This is a genomic window from Pantoea eucrina (assembly GCF_002095385.1).
Classification (GTDB): Bacteria; Pseudomonadota; Gammaproteobacteria; order Enterobacterales; family Enterobacteriaceae; genus Pantoea; species Pantoea eucrina.
The window spans coordinates 152056-175561 of sequence record NZ_MIPP01000003.1 but is presented as its reverse complement, the minus strand read 5'-3'; the positions used below and the strand labels follow the sequence as shown (position 1 = coordinate 175561).

Annotated in this window: 23 protein-coding genes and 1 pseudogene; 14 read left to right on the top strand and 10 right to left on the bottom strand. The window is 53.8% G+C overall.

Annotated elements, in window-relative coordinates; all coding sequences use genetic code 11:
- Window positions 1–187: 187 nt before the first annotated feature.
- The gene (gene purU / locus HA43_RS03280) at window positions 188–1036 is read right to left on the bottom strand and encodes a formyltetrahydrofolate deformylase (RefSeq protein ID WP_039384674.1); all 849 of its coding nucleotides are present in this window, start codon (window positions 1034–1036) and stop codon (window positions 188–190) included.
- Window positions 1037–1092: 56 nt separating this feature from the next.
- Complete coding sequence (locus HA43_RS03275; RefSeq protein ID WP_094110955.1) at window positions 1093–1548, bottom strand: YchJ family protein; 456 nt, start codon at window positions 1546–1548, stop codon at window positions 1093–1095.
- Window positions 1549–1644: 96 nt separating this feature from the next.
- Here HA43_RS03275 and rssA point away from each other — a divergent pair, with 96 nt between their 5' ends.
- The 5 genes and pseudogenes from rssA to HA43_RS03250 all read left to right on the top strand — a co-directional run bounded on the left by rssA (window position 1645) and on the right by HA43_RS03250 (window position 7149).
- Window positions 1645–2544 (top strand): patatin-like phospholipase RssA, encoded by a 900-nt coding sequence (gene rssA / locus HA43_RS03270; protein ID WP_039384669.1) that lies wholly within the window; start codon window positions 1645–1647, stop codon window positions 2542–2544.
- A gap of 101 nt (window positions 2545–2645) precedes the next feature.
- Window positions 2646–3661, top strand: a pseudogene (gene rssB, locus HA43_RS03265) (two-component system response regulator RssB).
- A gap of 193 nt (window positions 3662–3854) precedes the next feature.
- The gene (gene galU, locus HA43_RS03260) at window positions 3855–4763 is read left to right on the top strand and encodes a UTP--glucose-1-phosphate uridylyltransferase GalU (RefSeq protein WP_039384664.1); all 909 of its coding nucleotides are present in this window, start codon (window positions 3855–3857) and stop codon (window positions 4761–4763) included.
- Between the two features lie 23 nt (window positions 4764–4786).
- Entirely contained in the window at window positions 4787–6127 is a 1341-nt protein-coding gene (locus HA43_RS03255; protein ID WP_039384663.1) for a UDP-glucose dehydrogenase family protein, read from the top strand.
- Between the two features lie 14 nt (window positions 6128–6141).
- On the top strand, window positions 6142–7149 hold the full coding sequence (locus HA43_RS03250; protein WP_094110954.1) for an NAD-dependent epimerase: 1008 nt from the start codon (window positions 6142–6144) through the stop codon (window positions 7147–7149).
- 95 nt (window positions 7150–7244) lie between these two features.
- On the opposite strand, the gene hns is transcribed toward HA43_RS03250, so the two are convergent.
- Window positions 7245–7652, bottom strand: coding sequence for a histone-like nucleoid-structuring protein H-NS (gene hns / locus HA43_RS03245; RefSeq protein WP_039384658.1), 408 nt, complete (start codon window positions 7650–7652; stop codon window positions 7245–7247).
- 373 nt (window positions 7653–8025) lie between these two features.
- Here hns and tdk point away from each other — a divergent pair, with 373 nt between their 5' ends.
- The gene (gene tdk, locus HA43_RS03240; protein ID WP_039384655.1) at window positions 8026–8646 is read left to right on the top strand and encodes a thymidine kinase; all 621 of its coding nucleotides are present in this window, start codon (window positions 8026–8028) and stop codon (window positions 8644–8646) included.
- Window positions 8647–8697: 51 nt separating this feature from the next.
- Here tdk and adhE read toward each other — a convergent pair whose 3' ends face one another.
- Window positions 8698–11376, bottom strand: coding sequence for a bifunctional acetaldehyde-CoA/alcohol dehydrogenase (gene adhE, locus HA43_RS03235; RefSeq protein WP_039384652.1), 2679 nt, complete (start codon window positions 11374–11376; stop codon window positions 8698–8700).
- 386 nt (window positions 11377–11762) lie between these two features.
- On the opposite strand from adhE, the gene HA43_RS03230 reads away from it, so the two are divergent.
- The 6 genes from HA43_RS03230 to oppF all read left to right on the top strand — a co-directional run bounded on the left by HA43_RS03230 (window position 11763) and on the right by oppF (window position 18778).
- Window positions 11763–12410, top strand: coding sequence for a YchE family NAAT transporter (locus tag HA43_RS03230; protein ID WP_039384649.1), 648 nt, complete (start codon window positions 11763–11765; stop codon window positions 12408–12410).
- 772 nt (window positions 12411–13182) lie between these two features.
- Complete coding sequence (gene oppA / locus HA43_RS03225) at window positions 13183–14823, top strand: oligopeptide ABC transporter substrate-binding protein OppA (protein ID WP_039384646.1); 1641 nt, start codon at window positions 13183–13185, stop codon at window positions 14821–14823.
- An 81-nt stretch (window positions 14824–14904) separates the two neighbouring features.
- Window positions 14905–15825, top strand: a complete 921-nt coding sequence (oppB, locus tag HA43_RS03220) for an oligopeptide ABC transporter permease OppB (protein WP_039384644.1) — start codon at window positions 14905–14907, stop codon at window positions 15823–15825.
- Between the two features lie 15 nt (window positions 15826–15840).
- Window positions 15841–16749, top strand: a complete 909-nt coding sequence (gene oppC / locus HA43_RS03215; protein WP_039384641.1) for an oligopeptide ABC transporter permease OppC — start codon at window positions 15841–15843, stop codon at window positions 16747–16749.
- 11 nt (window positions 16750–16760) lie between these two features.
- The gene (gene oppD, locus HA43_RS03210) at window positions 16761–17777 is read left to right on the top strand and encodes an ABC transporter ATP-binding protein (RefSeq protein ID WP_039384639.1); all 1017 of its coding nucleotides are present in this window, start codon (window positions 16761–16763) and stop codon (window positions 17775–17777) included.
- Window positions 17774–18778, top strand: coding sequence for a murein tripeptide/oligopeptide ABC transporter ATP binding protein OppF (oppF, locus tag HA43_RS03205; protein WP_039384638.1), 1005 nt, complete (start codon window positions 17774–17776; stop codon window positions 18776–18778). Before oppD ends, oppF begins: the two co-directional genes overlap by 4 nt.
- Window positions 18779–18841: 63 nt before the next feature.
- On the opposite strand, the gene HA43_RS03200 is transcribed toward oppF, so the two are convergent.
- Window positions 18842–19171: an HI1450 family dsDNA-mimic protein gene (locus HA43_RS03200; protein ID WP_199181676.1), complete on the bottom strand. Its 330-nt coding sequence runs from the start codon at window positions 19169–19171 to the stop codon at window positions 18842–18844.
- A 35-nt stretch (window positions 19172–19206) separates the two neighbouring features.
- Entirely contained in the window at window positions 19207–20667 is a 1461-nt protein-coding gene (gene cls, locus HA43_RS03195; protein WP_039384637.1) for a cardiolipin synthase, read from the bottom strand.
- Window positions 20668–20830: 163 nt separating this feature from the next.
- Here cls and HA43_RS18620 point away from each other — a divergent pair, with 163 nt between their 5' ends.
- Window positions 20831–21004, top strand: a complete 174-nt coding sequence (locus HA43_RS18620; RefSeq protein ID WP_128083772.1) for a YciY family protein — start codon at window positions 20831–20833, stop codon at window positions 21002–21004.
- Window positions 21005–21024: 20 nt separating this feature from the next.
- Here the strand turns inward: HA43_RS18620 and HA43_RS18810 are convergent, their stop codons facing one another.
- Window positions 21025–21195, bottom strand: coding sequence for a hypothetical protein (locus HA43_RS18810; RefSeq protein WP_158086426.1), 171 nt, complete (start codon window positions 21193–21195; stop codon window positions 21025–21027).
- Between the two features lie 3 nt (window positions 21196–21198).
- Window positions 21199–21495 carry a YciI family protein gene (locus tag HA43_RS03190; RefSeq protein ID WP_039384635.1) on the bottom strand — a complete coding sequence of 99 codons (297 nt, stop codon included), beginning with the start codon at window positions 21493–21495 and terminating at the stop codon, window positions 21199–21201.
- Window positions 21496–21699: 204 nt separating this feature from the next.
- Between HA43_RS03190 and HA43_RS03185 the strand changes: the two genes are divergently transcribed.
- Window positions 21700–22437 (top strand): energy transducer TonB, encoded by a 738-nt coding sequence (locus tag HA43_RS03185; RefSeq protein WP_128083771.1) that lies wholly within the window; start codon window positions 21700–21702, stop codon window positions 22435–22437.
- A 45-nt stretch (window positions 22438–22482) separates the two neighbouring features.
- On the opposite strand, the gene yciA is transcribed toward HA43_RS03185, so the two are convergent.
- Both yciA and HA43_RS03175 read right to left on the bottom strand, forming a co-directional pair.
- Window positions 22483–22899, bottom strand: coding sequence for an acyl-CoA thioester hydrolase YciA (yciA, locus tag HA43_RS03180; protein WP_039384631.1), 417 nt, complete (start codon window positions 22897–22899; stop codon window positions 22483–22485).
- Window positions 22900–22953: 54 nt separating this feature from the next.
- Entirely contained in the window at window positions 22954–23493 is a 540-nt protein-coding gene (locus HA43_RS03175; RefSeq protein ID WP_039384629.1) for a septation protein A, read from the bottom strand.
- Window positions 23494–23506: the final 13 nt, after the last annotated feature.

The window sequence follows — 23506 nt, the reverse complement described above, 5'->3', positions numbered from 1 at the left end:
TGCTCCCTTTGGCCGCTCGGGAATCCCGCCACTTGCCTGAATCTTTGTGCCTGAAGGCGGGGCGCATCATATCAAATGCGTTCCGCCTGTAAAGCACCGGATGTAAAAATAAAACCTGTTTGCCCGTTTTTTACGCGTAGCGCTGAAGAGTTAGACAATTCAGCGCCCTGGCGCCAAAACGCCGCGCTTAAAGAATAATCGTGCGGTTGCCATAAACAAACACGCGCTGGCCGAGCACTTTATAGAGCGCGCGACTCAGCACGTTTTTTTCCACATCGCGTCCGGCGCGCATCATCTCTTCAGCGGTATAGCTGTGATCCACGTTAATGACATCCTGCATAATGATTGGACCTTCGTCCAGGTTGTCATTGACGTAATGCGCCGTTGCGCCAATGATTTTAACGCCGCGTTCATACGCCTGATGATAAGGACGCGCGCCAATAAAAGCTGGCAGGAACGAGTGGTGAATATTGATGATCTGGTTAGGGTAGCGCTGCACAAAAGCAGGCGTCAGCACGCGCATATATTTTGCCAGCACCACGTAATCAGGCTGATAGCGATCGATCTCTTCCGCCATGCGGTTGTCATGCTCTTCGCGCGTTTTGCCTTCATGGCTGACCAGCACAAAAGGAATATCAAAACGTTCTACCAGCGAGCGCAGCGTATCGTGATTGCCGATCACCGCAGCGATCTCCATATCCAGACCGCCAAACGCGCTTTTCATCAGCAGGTCACCCAGGCAGTGCGCCTCTTTTGTGACCAGAATAACGACGCGGCGGCGACCGGCAGTGTGCAGCTCACGCACCGAACCGGTCGGCAGAGCGCTATCCAGATCGGCCAGCAGCGTATTGTCGTTAAAAATGCCTTCCAGCTCGGTGCGCATAAAAAAGCGGCCGGTGCGGTGATCGACAAACTCATTGTTTTGCACAATGTTGAGTTCATGCTTGTAGCAAATGTTGGTGATCTTGGCGATCAGACCTTTAGCATCAGGGCAAATGGTCCGTAAAACTTTTCGTTGCAGTGTTTGCGCTTGCATCTCAGTCAAGGTCCTGTCAAAGCGATAAGGGTATTACCATTGCGGCGAAGCGGATATCAGCCACAACATTTTTTGTATTTTTTGCCAGAGCCGCAGGGGCAGCGATCGTTACGCCCGATTGCTGGCGCTGTTCCATCCACATAGTACCAGTGACCCTCCTCCCGAAGAAAGCGTGAACGTTCAGCGATCGCTGACTCGCGCTCTTTTTCGCGGTAGCGCGCAAAAAAGGTCACAAAGGCTTCGTTCTCATGGATGCCATGATTACAACAGGTTACATCTAGTCCGAGCCACGTTGTACCGGCAAAACTTTCAGATAAACGCGCCGTCAGATCGACGCTGCGCTGGCTGGCGTGCCAGGTTTCTGTCAGATAAACTGCATTACCCGTGGCGTAGGCCGTATAGCGAGATCGCATCAGCTGTTCAGCACTTAGCGGGATGGCCTCGCCGTTTAAAAAGGGCTGACAACATACGCTATACTGCTTCCCGCTGCAGCAGGGGCACTTTTCGGACACATCATCTCCTGAGAGTGGTTAACGTTATCATAGGCGTGCGCTATGGTAGCCGACTGCGTGGCATGATGCTACGTACCAGCAGCATCACGAGGTAAGATGAGAAAGGTCAAGATTGGACTGGCTCTGGGATCGGGCGCCGCGAAGGGCTGGGCGCATATCGGCGTCATCAATGCGCTGGAGCGTGCCGGTATTGAAATTGATGTGGTAGCGGGCTGCTCAGTCGGCGCGCTGGTTGGTGCCGCCTACACCAATGGTCACCTGGCAAAGATGGAGAAGTGGGTCAGCGCGTTTCGCTACTGGGATGTTATACGCCTGATGGATCTCTCCTGGCAGCGCGGGGGACTGTTACGCGGCGATCGCGTTTTCAGTCATATTCGCCAGCTGATCCCGCATGACCAGATTGACGGCGGCCTGAAACCGTTTGGCGTGGTTGCCACCAACCTGAGTACCGGCCGTGAGCTCTGGCTGACTGAAGGCGATCTGCATCAGGCCGTGCGCGCTTCCTGTAGTATGCCAGGCTTATTACCACCTGTTGGCTACAATGGATACTGGCTGGTGGATGGCGCGGTGGTAAACCCGGTGCCCATCTCCCTGACGCGCGCACTTGGCGCCGACATTGTTATTGCGGTCGATCTTCAGCATGATGCGCATCTGATGCAGCAGGATCTGCTGTCGGTAACGCCGGAAAACGGCGATGACGCGGCAGAGGCGCTCTCGTGGGGTAAAAAATTACGTCAGCGTCTGATGGGATTTTCCCGCCAGCGCGCGGCGCAGTCACCTGGCGCAATGGAGATCATGTCGACCTCAATTCAGGTGCTGGAAAACCGCCTGAAACGTAACCGTATGGCGGGCGATCCGCCGGATGTGCTGATTCAGCCGTTTTGTCCGCAGATTTCAACGCTGGATTTTCATCGTGCTGAAGAGGCGATGGCTGCCGGTAAGGCGGCCGTAGAGAAAAAAATGGATGAACTATTACCACTGGTCCGTAGCAGATAGTCAGTTGTTCATTCAGGGGGGTTGTCGCTGATGACAATAATTAAAGGCGCAACTGCATTTTATGAACCACTATTGCAATATCTGGTACGCAGGGGGAGAGAATGGAAAAACCACTACTCGGCAAAAAGATACTCATTGTCGAAGATGAGGTCGTTTTCCGTTCATTGCTGGAAAATGTACTGACCAGTCTGGGGGCAACAGCCCTGCAGGCCGGCGATGGGCTGGAAGGCCTCGACATTCTGTCGTCGCACAGCGCCGATCTGGTGATTTGCGATCTGGAAATGCCCCGGATGGGCGGTATTGCGTTTGTTGAGCATCTGCGCAGTCAGGGGAATACGGTGCCTGTACTGGTCATATCTGCTACCCAGAATATGGCTGATATCGCGCACGTGCTGCGGCTTGGCGTGCAGGATGTATTACTGAAACCCCTGAAAAATATCGAACGCTTCCGCGAGGCTGTTTTTGAGTGTCTTTATCCCTCGATGTTCACCTCCAAAGTGGAGGAGGATGAGCAGCTGTTTCAGGACTGGGATGCGCTGGCCCGCGATCCGATCGCCGCGGCAAAGCTGCTGAAGCAGCTGCAGCCGCCGGTGCAGCAAACCATTGCGCACTGCCGCATCAACTACCGACAGCTCACCATGGCGGAACAGCCAGGGCTGGTTCTGGATATCGCTGCGCTCTCCGATAAAGATCTCGCCTTTTACTGTCTCGATGTTACCCGGGCGGGCGACAACGGCGTGCTGGCCGCGCTGCTGCTGCGGGCGCTATTCAACGGTTTACTGCAGGAGCAGCTGTCCGGACAGCATCATCGGCTGCCGGAACTCAACGGTCTGCTGCGTCAGGTGAATATGCTGCTGCGCCAGGCAAACCTTACCGGGCAGTTCCCGCTTCTGGTGGGATATTATCATCGCGAACTGCGTAAATTAATTCTGGTTTCAGCAGGGCTTAATGCCACGCTGCACCTGGAAACGCAGCAGCTGCAGTTAAACAGCGGTGTACCGCTGGGTACGATGGGGGGACCCATCTTAATCAGATTTCTCAGCATACCGGTGCCTGGCAGTGCCACGTCTGGGGTGCCGGCGGCAGGCTCCGTCTGATGTTATCGGGTGAAGAATAAGCAGTTAAACAGCGGGTTAAATCAGTTAAGCGACAGCGCCAGACCTATCCTTTACACTTGGGTAAAAGTCTTAAATTCCATGGATTAACTTTATCCAGGATAATTCCGCCTGATACTAACTGATATACTCATTTCGTTTTTTAAACCGACATATCAAGTATTAACTTGAGCGGCCTATTAAGAGAGGTATTTGATGTCTGCCTATAAGTCAAAAGTAAAAAAAGCGGTAATCCCGGTTGCAGGTTTAGGTACGCGTATGCTGCCAGCGACCAAAGCTATTCCAAAAGAGATGTTACCGCTGGTCGATAAGCCGTTGATCCAGTATGTCGTAAATGAGTGTATTGCTGCGGGCATTAACGAAATTGTGCTGGTTACGCACTCTTCTAAAAACTCAATCGAAAACCACTTTGATACCAGCTTCGAACTGGAAGCCATGCTGGAGAAGCGTGTTAAGCGTCAGCTGCTGGATGAAATCCAGTCTATCTGTCCGCCACACGTCACCATTATGCAGGTGCGTCAGGGTATCGCTAAAGGTCTGGGCCATGCGGTCATGTGTGCACATCCGCTGGTAGGCGATGAGCCGGTAGCAGTCATTCTGCCAGACGTTATCATCGACGAATATGAGTCAAACCCGACCAAAGACAACCTGGCAGAGATGCTGGCGCGTTTTGAAGAAACCGGTCACAGCCAGATCATGGTTGAGCCAGTAGCAGACGTAACCGCATACGGTGTGGTTGACTGCAAAGGCGCCGAGCTGAGCGCGGGCCAGAGTGCACCGATGGTGGGCGTTGTTGAGAAGCCAAAAGCGAATGAAGCGCCTTCAAACCTCGCGGTAGTAGGTCGTTATGTTCTTTCTGCTGATATCTGGCCTCTGCTGGCTAAAACCCCTCCGGGTGCAGGCGGCGAAGTTCAGCTGACCGACTCTATCGCTATGCTGATGGAAAAAGAGACTGTAGAAGCTTATCACCTGACTGGCGTCAGCCACGACTGTGGTAACAAGCTGGGTTACATGCAGGCTTTTGTTGAGTACGGCGTACGTCACCCGGTGCTGGGCAAAGATTTTGCACAGTGGCTGGACAACGCGGTAGGCAATAAAAAGTAATTCATTAAGCACAGGATAATTTAATGAAAGTCACTGTATTTGGTATCGGCTATGTCGGTCTGGTTCAGGCTGCGGTGTTGGCCGAAGTCGGACATGACGTTCTCTGCATTGATGTCGACGCGAACAAAGTCGAAAACCTGAAAAAGGGTGTTATCCCGATTTTTGAACCGGGTCTGACGCCGTTGGTGATGTCCAATTATGAATCGGGCCGCCTGAAATTCAGTACTGACGCCAAAGAGGGCGTTAATCACGGGGTGATGCAGTTTATTGCTGTTGGCACACCGCCTGACGAAGATGGTTCTGCCGATCTGAAATATGTGACCGCGGTTGCGCGCACGATTGCAGAACATATGAACGATCACAAAGTCGTTATCGATAAATCAACTGTGCCAGTCGGCACAGCCGACCGCGTACGCAATGTGATGCAGGAGACGCTGAAACAGCGTGGCGCCAGCGTTTCTTTCGATGTGGTTTCCAACCCGGAATTCCTCAAAGAGGGTGCGGCCGTTAACGACTGCATGCGACCAGAGCGTATCGTTGTCGGTACTGACAATGATGATGTGGTGGAACTGCTGCGCGAGCTCTATGAGCCGTTCAACCGTAACCACGATCGCATGATCCTGATGGATATCCGCAGTGCAGAGCTGACAAAATATGCGGCAAACTGCATGCTGGCGACCAAAATCAGCTTTATGAACGAGATCTCTAATCTCGCTGAGCTGCTGGGCGCTGACGTGGAGAAAGTCCGTCAGGGTATCGGTTCTGATCCCCGTATCGGCTATCACTTCATCTATCCGGGCTGCGGCTACGGCGGTTCCTGCTTCCCGAAAGATGTGCAGGCGCTGATCCGTACAGCAGAGTCTATTGGCTATAAACCGCGCCTGCTGCAGGCGGTGGAAGAGGTCAATGACGCGCAGAAAAACAAACTGCCTGCCTTTATCAAGCGCCATTTTGGTGACGATCTGCGCGGCAAGACGTTTGCGCTGTGGGGCCTGGCGTTTAAACCCAACACCGACGATATGCGTGAAGCCTCCAGCCGTGTGCTGATGGAAGCGTTATGGGAAGCGGGTGCTACGGTTCAGGCTTACGATCCGGAAGCGATGGAAGAAGCGCAGCGCATCTATGGTCACCGTGACGATCTGAAACTCACAGGGACTAAAGAAGCGGCACTGCAGGGCGCTGATGGTCTGGTTATCTGTACCGAATGGCAGAATTTCCGGGCGCCTGATTTTGACGTAATTAAAAATGCGTTAAAACAACCCGTGATTTTTGATGGTCGTAACCTGTATGATCCAGAGCGTATCAGCAAACGCGGTTTCGTTTATTATGCAATCGGCCGCGGAGCGTCTATTCAAATTGCGTAATAAATGAGGGATGTATGAATTTTCTGGTTACCGGCGCAGCAGGATTTATCGGTTTTCACGTAAGCCAGCGTTTGCTCGCTGCCGGTCACCAGGTTGTTGGTATCGACAACCTGAATGACTATTATGATGTCAGCCTGAAACAGGCTCGCCTCGATCAGATTTCACCGCATCCCGCATTTACTTTTATTAAAATGGACCTGGCCGATCGCCAGGCCATTTCCTCTCTGTTTGAACAGCACGCGTTTGAGCGCGTTATCCATCTCGCCGCGCAGGCGGGTGTGCGTTACTCAATCGATAACCCGCACGCTTATGCAGATGCTAACCTCACCGGCCATCTGAATATTCTGGAAGGCTGCCGTCACCATAAGATTGGCCACCTTCTTTATGCATCTTCAAGCTCAGTTTATGGGCTGAACCGCAAAATGCCGTTCTCCACCGATGACAGCGTTGATCACCCGGTTTCCCTCTATGCGGCGACGAAAAAAGCCAACGAACTGATGTCGCATACTTATTCGCACCTTTATCAGCTGCCGACAACCGGACTGCGTTTCTTTACCGTGTATGGCCCATGGGGCCGGCCCGATATGGCGCTGTTTAAATTTACCCGTGCAATGCTGGCAGGCGAGGCGATCGACGTTTATAACCGCGGTGAGATGACGCGCGACTTTACCTATATCGATGATATCGCTGAGGCGATTGTTCGCCTGCAGGCGGTGGTACCACAACCTGACAGCGCATGGAGCGTGGAGCACGGCTCCCCCGCCAGCAGCTCTGCGCCTTATCGGGTATATAACATTGGTAACAGTCAGCCAACGCGCCTGATGGCCTATATAGAGTCGCTGGAGAAAGCTTTGGGCATTGAGGCAGTGAAGAACATGCTGCCGATGCAGCCCGGCGATGTACTGGGCACCAGCGCAGATACGCAGCCTCTCTATGACGCCATCAATTTCCGGCCGCAGACCAGCGTTGAGCAGGGCGTACAGCAGTTTGTCGACTGGTATCGCGACTTTTATCAGAAATAAGCGCATAAAAAAAGGAAGCCGCGGGCTTCCTTTTTTTTACCTGGCGAAACGAATATTGCAGTAAAAGTGCAGACAGTTAAAACGAAGCGCGCGGATTACAGCAGGAAATCGTCCAGCTGTTTACCATCTTCTTCAATCGCTTTTTTAATTACGGCAGGCGTGCGGCCCTGACCGGTCCAGGTGCGGCTTTCACCGTTTTCATCTACATAGCTGTACTTGGCGGGACGGGCAGCGCGACGCGCTTTGGTCACCGTTTTGTTTTCTGATAATGCGTTCAGCAGTTCATTAGGATCGATGCCGTCAGCCAGCAGCATTTCGCGATACTGCTCCAGTTTGCGGCTGCGTTCAGCATTTTCAGCCTGAGCATGACTCTCTTCTTCACGACGCTCATTAACCACTACGTCAAGTTTTTCAAGCATCTCTTCCAGGGTTTCCAGAGAGCATTCGCGAGCCTGAGCACGCAATGTACGGATATTATTAAGGATTTTAAGTGCTTCGCTCATTGTTCTTATCTCAGAATATAAAAAGGAGTGGTTAAGCTGTTCCATAATAGTGGCGGGAATATATAACTGCAATAGTGAAACCTGAGTGAGGACATTTATTTATTTTTTTAGTTATGTCAGCAGAGTTAATTATCAATCGCTGTACTGCATAAATTATCCGCGATATGTCTCGTTGCGTGCCGGCTATTCCATTTGGCTGAGATTAAATTAACCGCTATTAGTGATTTAACCGCAGCGTGCCGGCATTGATTTTCAGCATCCAGCAGCGTGGCTTTCTGCTGCGGTAAACCTGTCGTTTGTGAGGTGCTATGCGGCAATACATTTGTGTTAAACTGCCGCCTTCTGAATTTAGTATCCCCGGAGAGACTGGTAAGTGGCTCAACTCTATTTCTATTACTCGGCGATGAATGCGGGTAAATCCACCGCGCTGCTGCAATCTTCCTATAACTATCAGGAGCGCGGCATGCGCACCCTGGTCTATACCGCAGAGATAGACGATAGATTTGGTGCCGGCGTGGTCAGCTCACGAATCGGGCTCTCTTCGCCTGCCTGTCTGTATAATGATAAAACAGAACTGGCCGAAGCCATTGCGGAAGAACATGCGCGCCAGCCCGTACACTGCGTGCTGGTTGACGAAAGTCAGTTTCTGACGCGTGAGCAAGTTTATGCGCTCTCTGACGTGGCGGACAATCTTGATATTCCGGTTCTCTGCTACGGTCTGCGTACTGACTTCCGCGGTGAGCTGTTCACCGGCAGCCAGTATCTTCTTGCCTGGGCCGATAAACTGGTCGAGCTTAAAACAATTTGCCACTGCGGCCGTAAGGCGAGCATGGTGCTGCGCCTTGACGGGGAGGGCAGACCGTTCAGCGAAGGTGAGCAGGTCGTAATTGGCGGTAATGAGCGCTATATATCCGTATGCCGGAAACATTACAAGCAGGCGATTAATCTGGGTACGCGTGAGGCCATATATGGCGCTAATCCGCCACCGGTTTAATCAGCCAGCCATAAAAAAACCCGCCGCGGCGGGTTTTTTATTTTCAGCGGACTACGCTTTCTTTACTTTTTTTTCACGGGCAGCGGACTGCAGCTCGCAGATTTCTGCAGAGGGTATGTCCGTTTCTGAATAATCACGTCCGTAGAACGTATCCAGCATAATCTGTTTCAGCTCAGCAATTAATGGATAGCGCGGATTGGCGCCGGTACACTGATCGTCAAAAGCGTCTTCAGCCAGCTTATCTACTTTCGCCAGGAAATCCGCCTCCTGCACGCCTGCTTCCCGAATAGAAGCGGGAATACCGAGCTGCGTTTTTATTTCATCCAGCCACGCCAGCAGTTTTTCGATTTTCTGCGCCGTGCGATCCCCGGGCTGAGTCAGGCCGAGATGGTCAGCAATTTCCCCATAGCGGCGCCGTGCCTGCGGCCGGTCATACTGGCTGAACGCCGTCTGTTTCGTCGGGTTATCATTGGCGTTATAGCGGATGACGTTACCGATAAGCAGCGCGTTTGCCAGCCCGTGCGGGATATGAAACTCTGAGCCAAGTTTATGGGCCATAGAGTGGCACACCCCGAGGAAAGCGTTGGCAAAGGCAATGCCGGCGATTGTCGCCGCGTTGTGTACGCGTTCACGTGCAACCGGATTTTTCGCGCCATCGCGATAGCTGGCGGGCAGGTTCTCTTTAAGCAGCTTCAGCGCCTGCAGTGCCTGTCCGTCTGAGTACTCACTGGCAAGCACCGAAACGTACGCCTCCAGCGCATGCGTCACCGCATCAAGACCGCCAAAGGCGCAGAGCGAGCGCGGCATATCCATCACCAGGTCGGCATCGACAATCGCCATATCCGGCGTTAGGGCGTAGTCCGCCAGCGGATATTTTTGCCCGGTGGCGTCATCGGTGACAACGGCAAAGGGGGTGACTTCTGAGCCGGTGCCTGACGTGGTAGCGATCGCGACCATGCGCGCTTTCACGCCCATTTTCGGGAATTTGTAGATACGTTTACGGATATCCATAAAGCGCAGCGCCAGCTCTTCAAAATGCGTTTCCGGATGCTCATACATGACCCACATGATTTTCGCTGCGTCCATCGGTGAACCACCGCCCAGGGCGATAATCACGTCGGGCCGGAAACTGTGCATCTGCTCTGCACCCTTACGCACAATACTCAGGGTCGGATCGGCTTCCACTTCAAAGAATATTTCGGTTTCAATACCCTGTGATTTCAGCACCCGCGTAACGCGCTCGGCATAGCCGTTATTAAACAGAAAGCGATCGGTAACGATAAACGCGCGTTTCGCTCCCTCAGCAGCAACCTCTTCCAGCGCAATCGGAAGAGAGCCGCGGCGGAAGTAGATAGACTTCGGTAACTTATGCCACAACATATTTTCTGCTCGCTTAGCCACAGTTTTCTTATTGATCAAGTGTTTAGGGCCCACGTTTTCAGAGATAGAGTTGCCCCCCCAGGAGCCGCAGCCCAGCGTCAGGGAAGGGGCAAGTTTGAAGTTGTAAAGATCGCCAATGCCGCCCTGTGAAGCCGGGGTGTTGATCAGGATGCGGGCCGTTTTCATTTTGTCGCCAAAATAGTGGATCCGCCCGGCCTCGTTATCCTGATCGGTGTAGAGACAGGATGTGTGACCAATGCCGCCCATCGCGACCAGCTTCTCTGCTTTTGCTACCGCGTCCGCATAATCTTTTGCCCGATACATCGCCAGCGTCGGCGAGAGCTTTTCATGTGCAAAAGGCTCCGATTCATCAACGGCTGACACCTCGCCAATTAAAATTTTGGTGCCCGGCGGGACACTAATGCCGGCAAGCGCAGCAATATTGCAGGCGGGCTGGCCCACAATTGCCGCGTTCAGTGCGCCGTTTTTCAGCAGGATATTCTGAACCGCGCTCAGCTCATGGCCCTGCAGCAGATAGCCGCCGTGGCTGGCAAACCGTTCGCGGACCGCGTCATAGACGGCATCAACGATAATGACCGATTGCTCAGAGGCACAGATCACGCCGTTATCGAACGTTTTAGACATTAAAATGGAAGCGACCGCGCGTTTGATGTCAGCCGTTTCATCAATCACCACCGGCGTATTGCCCGCGCCAACGCCAATCGCCGGTTTACCTGAGCTATAGGCCGCTTTAACCATGCCCGGGCCGCCGGTCGCCAGAATCAGGTTGATATCCGGATGATGCATGAGCTGACTGGAAAGCTCGACCGAAGGCGCATCGATCCAGCCGATGATATCTTTGGGAGCGCCCGCAGCAATAGCCGCCTGCAGCACGATATCGGCTGCTTTATTGGTGGCATTTTTTGCGCGCGGATGAGGAGAAAAAATAATGCCGTTGCGGGTTTTCAGGCTGATAAGCGCCTTGAAAATAGCCGTGGAGGTAGGGTTGGTGGTAGGGACGATACCGCAGATGAGGCCAATGGGTTCGGCAATGGTAATGGTGCCAAAGGTATCATCGCTTGCCAGCACGCCACAGGTTTTTTCATCTTTGTACGCGTTGTAGATATATTCTGAAGCGAAATGATTTTTGATCACTTTATCTTCAACAATACCCATGCCCGATTCCGCTACCGCCATCTTAGCCAGCGGAATGCGGGCGTCAGCTGCCGCCAGCGCCGCGGCGCGAAAAATTGCATCAACCTGCTCCTGGCTAAAACTGGCAAACTCGCGCTGCGCGCGTTTTACACGTTCAACCAGTGCATTGAGTTCGGCAACATTGGTTACGGCCATAATACTCTCCTGAGGAAGTTAAACTTTTTTAATAAACAGGCCAGCGCAGAGAAAGAAATCAGCTAAGGTTTGACAGGGCAGGCCCGTCTGTTTAGTAAAAAGGTCTGACGTGAATGATTTACTGCACCCAGCGTAGCGCTGGTGGAGAGACGTAATCATGATGCAGATCAAGAGAGGCTGCAGCGGTGAGCGGTCAGCCAGATCGTTTACGACTAAAGGCGCCTTTTTTTAGACGCTGCTGTTCTGCAGGCATACATGAAAACAGCCAGATTTTTATGCCATCTCTGTGGCGGACATATAGCAGATATTTCTGCCATATACGCTGTTTTTCAGCAGACATATGCACTACATTAAGCGCGTTTTTTTGACTTTTTCAGGAGCCTGTTGTGACCCCCGTGCTACTCGATCTTTCCGGCTATATAAAATTTTTTGTCGGCCTGTTTGCGCTGGTGAATCCGGTAGGCATCATTCCGGTTTTTATCAGCATGACCCGCTATCAGGCGGTGGCTGAACGCAACAAAACCAATCTTACAGCCAACCTTGCGGTCGCGATTATTCTCTGGACCTCGCTGTTTCTTGGCGATGGGATCCTGCATCTGTTTGGTATCTCAATCGACTCTTTCCGAATCGCAGGCGGCATACTGGTTGTGACCATTGCGATGTCGATGATTAGCGGCAAGCTGGGTGAGGATAAGCAAAACAAGCAGGAAAAATCAGAAACGGCTATTCGTGAAAGCATCGGTGTTGTCCCGCTGGCGCTGCCGCTCATGGCAGGGCCGGGGGCTATCAGTTCCACTATCGTCTGGAGTTCGCGCTATCACAGCTGGCTTAATTTGCTGGGTTTTACGCTGGCGATTGCGGTTTTCGCCTTTTGCTGCTGGTTACTGTTCAGAGCGGCGCCGTTAATGGTACGGATATTGGGTCAGACCGGAATTAACGTCATTACCCGTATTATGGGGTTGTTATTAATGGCGTTAGGGATTGAATTTGTCGTCACCGGCATAAAAGCAATCTTTCCAGGATTACTGAATTAGACCTGACCTGTTTTTTGCTGAAAAACATCTTCATGAACCAAAAGGGTGCATCGCGACGTACAGATGCACCTTTTTGGTGAAATTAGTTATCGGGCTACTTTCAGGCTCGCTTTTATCACTTTTACTACTCAGTCAGCCATCCCTGCTTAATATCCGCTTATTAATGTGATTATTGTCACAGATTTACCTGCTGCTAAATCCGCGCTGAAAGTGATTAGCTGTGCCTCTCTTGTAAAGTAGTCGCTGAATATTCCGCTTTGAAGTAAAAACTCAATAGATTTGCGCAGAATGAGTTTTGCATAAAATAAGTGCGCGCATAATCGCCAGAATTGCTTAAATAATAATATTTATCAATGCTTTAACTGATATTTAGCGGAAATAATTAACGCTTTCAACGTTATCCCGGACATGATAAAAGAGAAATAGCTAACATTTTTCTGCATTGGCTTTGGCGCAACGGGATAGCTTCTGATAATTTCTGGCACTCTCAGGATTTTTATCGCTCTCTCAGCAGATGTGTACGATTTTTGCTTATTAGCACGCGGGCGTAGTTATACCGGCAACGCGTATCAGAAACCGGCAGCTGAACGCTTTCTTTATCAAAAGAACAGTGAGTGAGTCGTCAGCAAATATCATTACCCGCTGGCGGCTTGCTGAAGTCACCCGGAAGGGGACAGGGATCTTTGCTCGAACGAGACGAAGATCGCCCGGTAAACGGGATACGTCAGGCGCGATAGCGCACCGACGACAATAATAAAACTGGAGCATAACAATGAACAACATCACGAAAAAAAGTCTGATTGCGGCCGGCGTTCTGGCCGCAATTGCCTCTCTGACAGGGAACGCTGCGCTGGCTGCAACGGTACCGGCTGGCGTTGAGCTGGCCGCCAAACAGGAGCTGGTGCGCGGTAACGGTGACGAAGTTCAGTCGCTCGATCCGCATAAAATTGAGGGCGTACCGGAAGATAATATTGCCCGCGATCTCTATGAAGGGCTTATCGTCAGCGATGCCAGCGGCAAACCGGTTCCGGGCGTTGCAGAGAGCTGGGAAAACAAAGATTTTAAAGTCTGGACTTTCCATCTGCGTAAAAATGCCAAATGGTCTAATGGCGAGCCGGTTACCGCACAGGATTTCGTCTACAGCTGGCAGCGTCTGGTTGACCCGAAAACGGCGTCACCTTATGCCAGCTATCCGCAGTATGGCCATATCGCTAACGTTGATGAAATTATTGCCGGTAAAAAGCCGACCTCTGAACTGGGCGTAAAAGCGCTGGACGATCATACGCTGGAAGTTACGCTAAGCCAGCCGGTACCTTACTTTTATAAGCTGCTGATCAATGCCGTGATGTCACCGGTCTATAAGCCTGCAATCGAAAAATCGGGCGATCAGTGGACGCAGCCGCAGAACTGGGTAGGAAACGGCGCGTTTAAACTGGAAGCGCACGTTATCAACGAGCGCGTCACGCTGGTACGCAACCCGCAATACTGGGATAACGAACATACGGTACTGAACAAAGTCACCTTCCTGCCCATCAACTCAGAAGTGAGCGATGTGAACCGCTACTTCTCTGAAAATGGCAGCGACATCACCTATAACAATATGCCGATTGAGCTGTTCAAAAAGCTGCAGCGCGATAATGGCAAAGAGCTGATGGTAAAACCGTATCTCTGCACCTACTACTACGAGATCAATAACCAGAAAGCGCCTTTCACTGATGCCCGCGTGCGCACCGCGCTGAAGCTGGGTCTGGATCGCGACATCATGGTGAATAAGGTACTGGCGCAGGGTCAGCTGCCCGCCTACAGCTATACACCGCCGGCAACCGATGGCATGGAACTGCTGCCGCCGGACTGGTTTAAATGGGATCAGAACAAGCGTAACGCAGAAGCGAAAAAACTGCTGGCTGAAGCAGGCTATACCGCAGATAAGCCACTGACGTTTAACCTGCTGTATAACACCTCAGATCTGCACAAAAAGCTGGCAATCGCGGCGTCCTCTATCTGGAAAAAGAACCTCGGCGTTAATATCAAGCTGGAGAATCAGGAGTGGAAAACGTTCCTGGATACCCGTCATCAGGGCAACTACGACGTTTCACGTGCGGCCTGGTGCGCGGACTATAACGAACCGACCTCCTTCCTGAACACCATGCTGTCCGACAGCAGCAGTAATACAGCGCACTACAAGAGCGCTGATTTTGACAAAGTGATCCATGATGCTGTGAAAGCTGCCGATGAAAAAGCGCGCGTGGCTGACTACCAGCAGGCAGAGCAGATTCTGGATAAAGACAGTGCCATCGTGCCGGTCTATTACTACGTCAACGCCCGTCTGGTTAAGCCTTACGTCGGCGGCTATACCGGTAACGATCCGCTGGATAAAACGCTGGATAAGAACCTGTACATCATTAAGCACTAATAGCACACAGGCTATCGACAGTGGCGGTGCTGCGGCACCGCTTTTTTGATTTTGTGAAGCAACAGCCTGGCAGGTACGGCAATGTTAAAATTTATTCTGCGTCGGCTTCTGGAAGCGATTCCGACGCTCTTTATTCTGATCACCATCTCGTTTTTTATGATGCGTTTAGCGCCGGGCAGCCCGTTTACCGGCGAGCGCACGCTCTCCCCTGAGGTGATGGCCAATATTGAAGCCAAATACCATCTCAACGATCCGATTGGCAAACAGTACCTGAGTTATCTGGGTCAGCTGGCGCACGGCGATTTTGGTCCTTCGTTCAAATATAAGGACTATTCGGTTAACTATCTGGTAGGGCACGCCTTCCCGGTCTCCGCGAAGCTGGGACTGGCGGCCTTTTTCCTGGCGGTGATCCTGGGCGTAACCGCTGGCGTTATCGCGGCGCTGAAGCAGAACAGCCTGTGGGACTACGCCGTCATGGGGGTGGCGATGACCGGCATTGTTATCCCGAGCTTTGTTGTGGCGCCGCTGCTGGTATTAATTTTTGCCATTACGCTGCGCTGGCTGCCGGGCGGCGGCTGGAACGGCGGGCAGTGGAACTACATGCTGCTGCCGATGGTGGCGCTCTCGCTGGCTTATATCGCCAGCATCGCCCGTATTACGCGCGGTTCCATGATTGAGGTCATGCACTCAAACTTCATTCGTACGGCTCGGGCAAAAGGGTTGCCGCTGCGCCGTATCGTGCTGCGCCATGCGCTCAAGCCTGCGCTTTTGCCGGTGCTCTCCTATCTGGGGCCTGCTTTTGTCGGCATCATTACCGGTTCGATGGTAATTGAGTCGATCTATGGCCTGCCCGGTATCGGCCAGCTGTTTGTTAACGGTGCGCTAAACCGTGACTATTCGCTGGTAATGAGCCTGACGATTCTGGTCGGCGTGCTGACTATTCTGTTTAATGCGATCGTTGATGTGCTTTACGCCGTTATTGATCCCAAGATTCGCTATTAAGGGTGGAGCACGCTCATGATGTTAAGCAAAAAAAACAGTGACGTGGTGGATGCCTTCAGCGAAAAGCTCGAGGTGGAGGGGCGCAGCCTGTGGCAGGATGCACGCCGCCGCTTTATTCACAACCGTGCGGCGCTGATCAGCCTGCTGGTGCTGCTGCTGATTGCCCTGTTTGTGGTGTTTGCGCCGATGCTGGCGCAGTTTAACTATGATGATACTGACTGGGCGATGATGTCGTCGCCGCCGGATACGGTTTCAGGCCACTGGTTTGGAACGGACTCCTCCGGGCGCGATCTGCTGGTGCGGGTGGCGATTGGCGGACGTATCTCACTGATGGTGGGCATCGCCTCTGCACTGATTGCGGTGCTGGTGGGAACGCTCTATGGCTCGCTGGCGGGCTATCTCGGTGGCAAAATCGACTCGGTGATGATGCGTATTCTGGAGATCCTTAACTCCTTTCCGTTTATGTTTTTTGTGATCCTGCTGGTGACCTTTTTCGGCCGCAATATTCTGCTGATCTTTGTCGCCATCGGCATGGTCTCCTGGCTCGATATGGCGCGTATTGTGCGCGGTCAGACGCTGGGACTAAAACGCAAAGAGTTTATCGAAGCGGCTCAGGTAGGGGGCGTCTCCACGGCCAGTATCGTGCTGCGCCACATTGTGCCTAACGTACTGGGCGTCGTAGTGGTCTACGCCTCGCTGCTGGTGCCCAGCATGATTCTGTTTGAATCTTTCCTGAGCTTCCTGGGTCTGGGCACGCAGGAGCCGCTCAGTAGCTGGGGCGCGCTGCTGAGTGACGGAGCGAACTCGATGGAGGTTTCTCCGTGGCTCCTGATGTTCCCGGCCGGCTTTCTGGTGGTCACGCTATTCTGCTTTAACTTTATCGGCGATGGTCTGCGTGATGCCCTCGACCCGAAAGATCGCTAAGGAGTTTCCCGATGAGTTTTGAAACCACAACGCCAGCGCGTGCTGTGCCGGCGGGAAGCCCGGAGCTGCTGCTGAATGTGCAGGATCTGCGCGTAACCTTTACCACGCACGACGGCGACGTTACCGCCGTCAACGATCTCAATTTTTCACTGCGTGCCGGGGAAACCCTTGGCATTGTAGGTGAGTCAGGCTCCGGCAAATCGCAGACGGCGTTTGCGCTGATGGGGCTGCTGGCAAAGAACGGCCGCATTGACGGATCGGCACGTTTTAACGGGCAGGAGATCCTGAACCTGCCCGAAGGCAAGCTGAACAAGCTGCGTGCGGAGCAGATTGCCATGATATTTCAGGACCCCATGACCTCGCTCAATCCCTATATGCGGGTAGGGGAGCAGCTGATGGAAGTTCTGCAGCTGCACAAAGGCATGAACAGCGCGCAGGCTTTTGAAGAGTCGGTACGCATGCTGGATGCGGTAAAGATGCCGGAAGCGCGGAAGCGGATGAAGATGTATCCGCATGAATTTTCGGGCGGGATGCGCCAGCGCGTGATGATTGCCATGGCGCTGCTGTGTCGTCCTAAGCTGCTGATTGCCGATGAGCCCACCACTGCACTGGATGTAACGGTTCAGGCGCAGATCATGACGCTGCTTAATGAGCTGAAACGCGAATTTAACACCGCCATCATTATGATCACGCACGATCTTGGCGTCGTAGCCGGGATCTGCGACAAAGTACTGGTGATGTATGCCGGGCGCACCATGGAGTATGGCCGTGCCCGCGATGTGTTTTATCAGCCGGCGCATCCATACTCTATCGGGCTGCTGAATGCGGTACCGCGACTCGATGCAGAGGGTGAGTCTCTGACGACCATTCCCGGCAATCCGCCAAACCTGCTGCGGTTGCCGCAGGGCTGTCCGTTCCAGCCACGCTGCGCTTATGCAATGGAGATATGTGCCGCTTCGCCGCCGCTGGAGCCGTTTGCCGACGGACGCCTGCGCGCCTGCTTCAAACCGGTGGAGGAGTTAGTATGAGCACCGTTGTGGAAGAGAAAAAAGTACTGCTGGAGATAGCCGATCTTAAAGTGCATTTTGAGATCAAAGATGGCAAACAGTGGTTCTGGCAGCCGCCGAAGACGCTGAAAGCGGTGGATGGTGTCAGCCTGCGGCTGTATGAGGGCGAGACGCTGGGTGTGGTAGGCGAATCGGGCTGCGGTAAATCGACGCTGGCGCGCGCTATCATCGGGCTGGTGAAAGCGACCGAAGGGCGTGTCGCCTGGCTGGGACGCGATCTGCTGGGGCAGAGCGCGGAAGAGTGGCGTCAGGCCCGCAGCGATATTCAGATGATTTTTCAGGACCCGCTGGCGTCACTGAACCCGCGTATGACCATTGGCGACATTATTGCTGAACCGCTGCGCACCTATTATCCAAAAATGCCGCGTCAGGAAGTCAGAGACAAGGTCAAAGCGATGATGATGAAAGTCGGCCTGCTGCCGAATCTTATCAACCGCTATCCGCACGAGTTCTCTGGCGGCCAGTGTCAGCGTATCGGTATTGCGCGCGCGCTGATCCTGGAGCCGAAGCTGATTATTTGTGATGAGCCAGTCTCAGCACTGGATGTCTCTATCCAGGCGCAGGTGGTGAATCTGCTGCAGAAACTGCAGCGCGAGATGGGGCTGTCGCTGATATTTATTGCGCACGATCTGGCGGTGGTGAAACATATCTCCGATCGCGTGCTGGTGATGTATCTGGGCCATGCCGTTGAGCTGGGTACTTATGATGCGGTGTACAACGATCCGCAGCATCCCTATACCCGGGCGCTGATGTCGGCGGTGCCGATCCCCGATCCTGACCTGGAGAAGAACAAGCAGATCCAGCTGCTGGACGGGGAGCTGCCTTCGCCCATCAATCCGCCTTCAGGCTGCGTGTTTCGTACCCGCTGTCCGATTGCCGGGCCGGAATGTGCCAAAACCCGCCCGCTGCTGGAGGGCAGTTTCCGCCATGCGGTATCCTGCCTGAAAGTGGATCCGCTCTGACGCCAGTCAGCAGGCGCCAGACAGCAAAACGCCGGGCAAAGGCCCGGCGTTTTTATGGCTGACTTATTCGCGCCAGAGAATATGGCAGAGCTTATGATCCTTCTCACGGCAGAGCAGCACGCGGGCAAATACATCCGTGATAGGTTCGCCATCGGCTTCACCCAGACCAATCACAACCTCTGAGAAAAAGTCGGGATTTAAGTCAAAATCAACATGTTCCTGCCAGTCTTCCGACGGGTCAAACAGCTCTGCGCCGCCACGCTCTTCAAACTGCAGGTTAAACAGAATAATATCAGCCGGATCGAGGTTATCGCCCGCCAGCTCCAGAAAAATATCGTAGGCCTGCTCCAGCGTTTCATCATCGGTCAGGCGGTTGTCTAAATCCATGGTCATGTGCTTATCCTGCGGCGGTAATCTTTCCGCTCGTTTTACAGTAATGGACTAAAGAAGTAAAACAGTCGTTCAACGATGCGCTGCCACCAGGCACGTTTCGCCCAACGGGCGTTGTCCAGCAGGCGCGAACGGGCAATATAGTCATCCTGCACGGTAGCGAGATCGCTGCCAAAACCATCATCATCTACCACCAGGGTGATCTCAAAATTGAGCCACAGGCTGCGCATATCAAGGTTCACCGTGCCCACCAGGCTGAGCTGCCCGTCAACCAGCACACTTTTGGTATGCAGCAGGCCATCTTCAAACTGATAGATTTTTACGCCCGCTTCCAGCAGTTCCGTAAAGAATGCCCGGCTGGCCCAGCCAACCAGCAGTGAATCGTTGTGACGCGGGACAATAATACTGACCTCTACGCCGCGCAGCGCAGCCGTGCAGATAGCGTGCAGCAGATCGTCGCTGGGAACAAAATAGGGGGTAGTCATGATCAGCTGCTCGCGCGCGGAGTAAACCGCGGTCAGCAGCGCCTGATGGATCATATCCTCGGGGAAACCCGGCCCGGAAGCGATAACCTGAATAGTGTGGCCGCTCTCCTGTTCAAACGGCATGATGTTGCCGTCTGGTGCCGGAGGCAGAATACGCTTACCGGTCTCAATCTCCCAGTCGCAGGCGTAAACGATCCCCATTGTGGTGGCAACAGGCCCCTCCATCCGCGCCATCAGATCGATCCACTGCCCGACACCGGCATCCTGCTTAAAGAAACGCGGATCGACCAGGTTCATGCTGCCGGTGTAGGCGATGTAGTTGTCGATGAGCACGACTTTGCGGTGCTGCCGCAGATCCATACGCCGCAGGAAGACACGCAGCAGGCTGACCTGCAGCGCCTCAACCACATCGATCCCGGCGTTGCGCATCATATTTGCCCATGGGCTACGGAAAAAGGCGACGCTGCCGGCAGAATCGAGCATCAGACGACAGTGCACGCCCCGGCGTGAGGCTGCCATCAGCGACTCCGCCACATCGTCAGCCAGGCCGCCTGGCTGCCAGATATAGAACACCATCTCGATATTATGACGCGCCAGCTGAATATCACGGATTAGCGCCTGCATCACCTCATCGCTGCTGGTCAGCAGCTGCAGCTGATTGCCTTTGACGCCAGCGATCCCCTGCCGGTGCCGGCAGAGATCAAAAAGCGAGCGTGCAACGTCGCTGTGCTCGGTGGCAAAGATATGCCGGCACTGCCTGAGGTCGGTGAGCCACTTAGCCGTAGAGGGCCACATGGTGCGGGCGCGCTCGGCCCGGCGCTTGCCAAGATGCAGCTCCCCGAACGAGAGATAGGCGATAATCCCTACCAGCGGCAGAATATAGATGATCAGCAGCCAGGCCATAGCTGAGGTCACTGCGCGACGTTTCATCAGAATACGCAGCGTTACACCCGCAATCAGCAGCCAGTAGCCAAACAGCAGTAACCAACTGATCAGGGTATAAAAGGTGGTCATTGAGTGGACATCCTGTTCGCGCATTTATAGGCAAAGTTTACGTGCTGATGCGCTGTAGCGAAACCTTAATCTGCCCTGAGATTTATCGATAAAGGTTTCGAATTGGCATTTCTGTGCAGATCACTATAATGCGTGCCGAAATATGCCGGACTGAGAGAGTGTCATGAGACGAAGCAGAAATGAAGTGGCCCGCTGGAGAATGTTACGCCAGGTGCATCGCCGTCGTGCCCGCTGGCTGGAAGGCCAGTCGCGTCGCTATAAGCGCATCCATGCCATTCGTCACCAGGTTGCGCAGCAGCAGCGCCGTTCAATTCTGTTTATTACGCAGAATATGTGAGACCGGCGCGGCTGGGTTCGTTAATGGCCGCGCAGCATCAGCGTAATGTTGACGATCTGCGCCGCCGCCGCCAGGACTATCAGCATGACAATCTGCTGGCGCGCCTGAAGCCAGCCCTGACGGCGCCAGATCCAGAGCGCACGACCGGTAAGCAGCAGTGCCACCAGTAGCAGCAGCAGTGATAACATCACGAATTAAAATACCCGCTTAAACGGCTTAACGGTAACTTTTTCGTAAACGCCAGCGGCGATATAGGGATCGTCCTGAGCCCAGGATTGCGCCGCCTCCAGCGAATCAAACTCTGCGACAATTGCCGAGCCGCTAAAGCCAGCGGGGCCTGGATCGTTGCTGTCGACCACCGGTAGCGGGCCGGCAACAATCAGTCGTCCCTCATCCTGCAGCAGCTGCAGACGAGCAAGGTGCGCTGGGCGCACGCTGTTGCGTTTTTCCAGTGAATCTGCGGTATCTTCCGCGTAGATGAGGTAAAGCACGATGGGATACTCCCGTTAAACTGGCCGAAATTGCGAGACACGTTAAGGGATCGCCCGGCAGAGTGCAAACGAAACCTCAGGGCAATCGGCGCCAGCGCAAGCGGGGTTAAAAAAAAGAGGAAACGGGGCACTTTTACGCTGCTTATTGAAACTGATTGCTATTTGCATTTAAAATCATCTTCTCACTCAATGACCACAGCTGCTATGACGACATTGACAACGCCTTTTCCGACCCGTACGCCTGTTTCACTGATCCTCTCCGTGGTACTGCACGGGTCCGTTATTGCCGGCATTCTCTATGCCTCGTGGCATCAGTCCCGTGAGCTGCCTGCCGCGTCTCAGCCTATCGCCATCACCATGATCGCGCCTGAGGTGCAGCCGGAACCTGCGCCGGCTGTGGTAGCACCGGCACCGCAACCTGAGCCTGAACCCGAGCCGCAGGCCGCCCCGGAGCCGCCAAAAACGGAGCCGGTTCCTATTGCAAAACCGGAGCCAAAGCCGAAGCCGAAACCTAAGCCGAAGCCAAAACCAAAAGCAGAAAAAAAACCGGCGCCAGCCCCCCGTCAGCCGGCACCGGACCGGGCCGATCCGTTCAGGCAGGAGACCGCAGCAGCTCAGCCCCGGCCCGCCACTGCACCAAAAGCGGCCACTGCTCCGGCACCGGTTAAAGCGAGCGGACCGAAAGCGCTCAGCATCAGCAAACCAGCCTATCCGGCACGCGCGGCCGCGCTGCGTATTGAGGGTAATGTACGGGTGAAATTTGATGTCGACAGTGACGGCCGGGTTGGCAATGTCACTATTCTTTCGGCACAGCCGCGCAATATGTTCGAGCGCAGCGTCAGGGATCAGGTTAAAAAGTGGCGCTACCAGCCGGGCCAGCCGGGCCAGGGCATCACCATGAATATTGTTTTCCGTATTAACGGCGGCGCGAAGATCGAGTAGGGCGCAGAGCAGAGCGGCCGAAAAAGCCGCTCTGCTTTTCATCACTCAGTGGCTGCGGTTAGCGCGATCTGCCGGCAGCGGACGCGACTTGCCGCTGTTGTCTACTGCGACGTAAACGAACACCGCTTCGGTGGCGCAGTAGGTCTGGCCTATCGGCTCAGATGAAACCTTTTTAATCCACACCTCAACGTTGATAGTCATTGAGCTGTTTCCGGTGCGCAGGCAGTGCGCATGGCAGCTGACCACATCGCCTACCGCGACCGGCTTCAGAAAACTCATGCCGTCGACCCGAACCGTGACCACGCGACCTTCAGCGATCTCTTTTGCCAGAATTGCACCGCCCATGTCCATCTGCGACATCAGCCAGCCGCCAAAAATATCGCCGTTGGCATTGGTGTCGGCTGGCATAGCCAGCGTACGCAAAACCATTTCGCCCGTGGGCTGCTTATGCTTCTCGTTCATTGCTCAGTTCTTCTGCAGGTGAAAAAAAGCCCGGCTGGCCGGGCGATGGAAAGACTATTTTGATTCCTGCTGGGGCATCTGCCGCCAGATGTAGAGCCCGCTCAGCAGGGTAAACAGCAGCGTCAGCCCTGTCAGGCCAAACACTTTAAAGTTCACCCATACCGGCTGTGGCAACCAGAACGCAACATAGATGTTGGCAAGGCCGCACAGCAGAAAGAACAGCGCCCAGGCGATGTTGAGCCGGCGCCAGACCGTGGCAGGCAGCTGCAGCTCTTTTCCCAGCATGGTCTGGATCAGGGGCTGCTGCATGAACCACTGGCTGTAGAGCAGTGCGAGCGCAAACAGCGAATAGATTACGGTGACCTTCCACTTGATGAATTCATCATTATGAAACACCAGCGTCAGGGTGCCGAACACCGCCACCAGGACAAAGGTAAACAGGGTCATCTTTTCCAGCTTGCGATAGAGCACCCAGCTCACTACCAGCGCCAGGCCGGTAGCCACCACCAGCGCGCCCGATGCAACGTAGATGTCGTAGAGTTTGTAAAAAACAAAGAAAACGACCAGGGGGAGAAAGTCGAGTAACTGCTTCATAACGTTTCCAGTC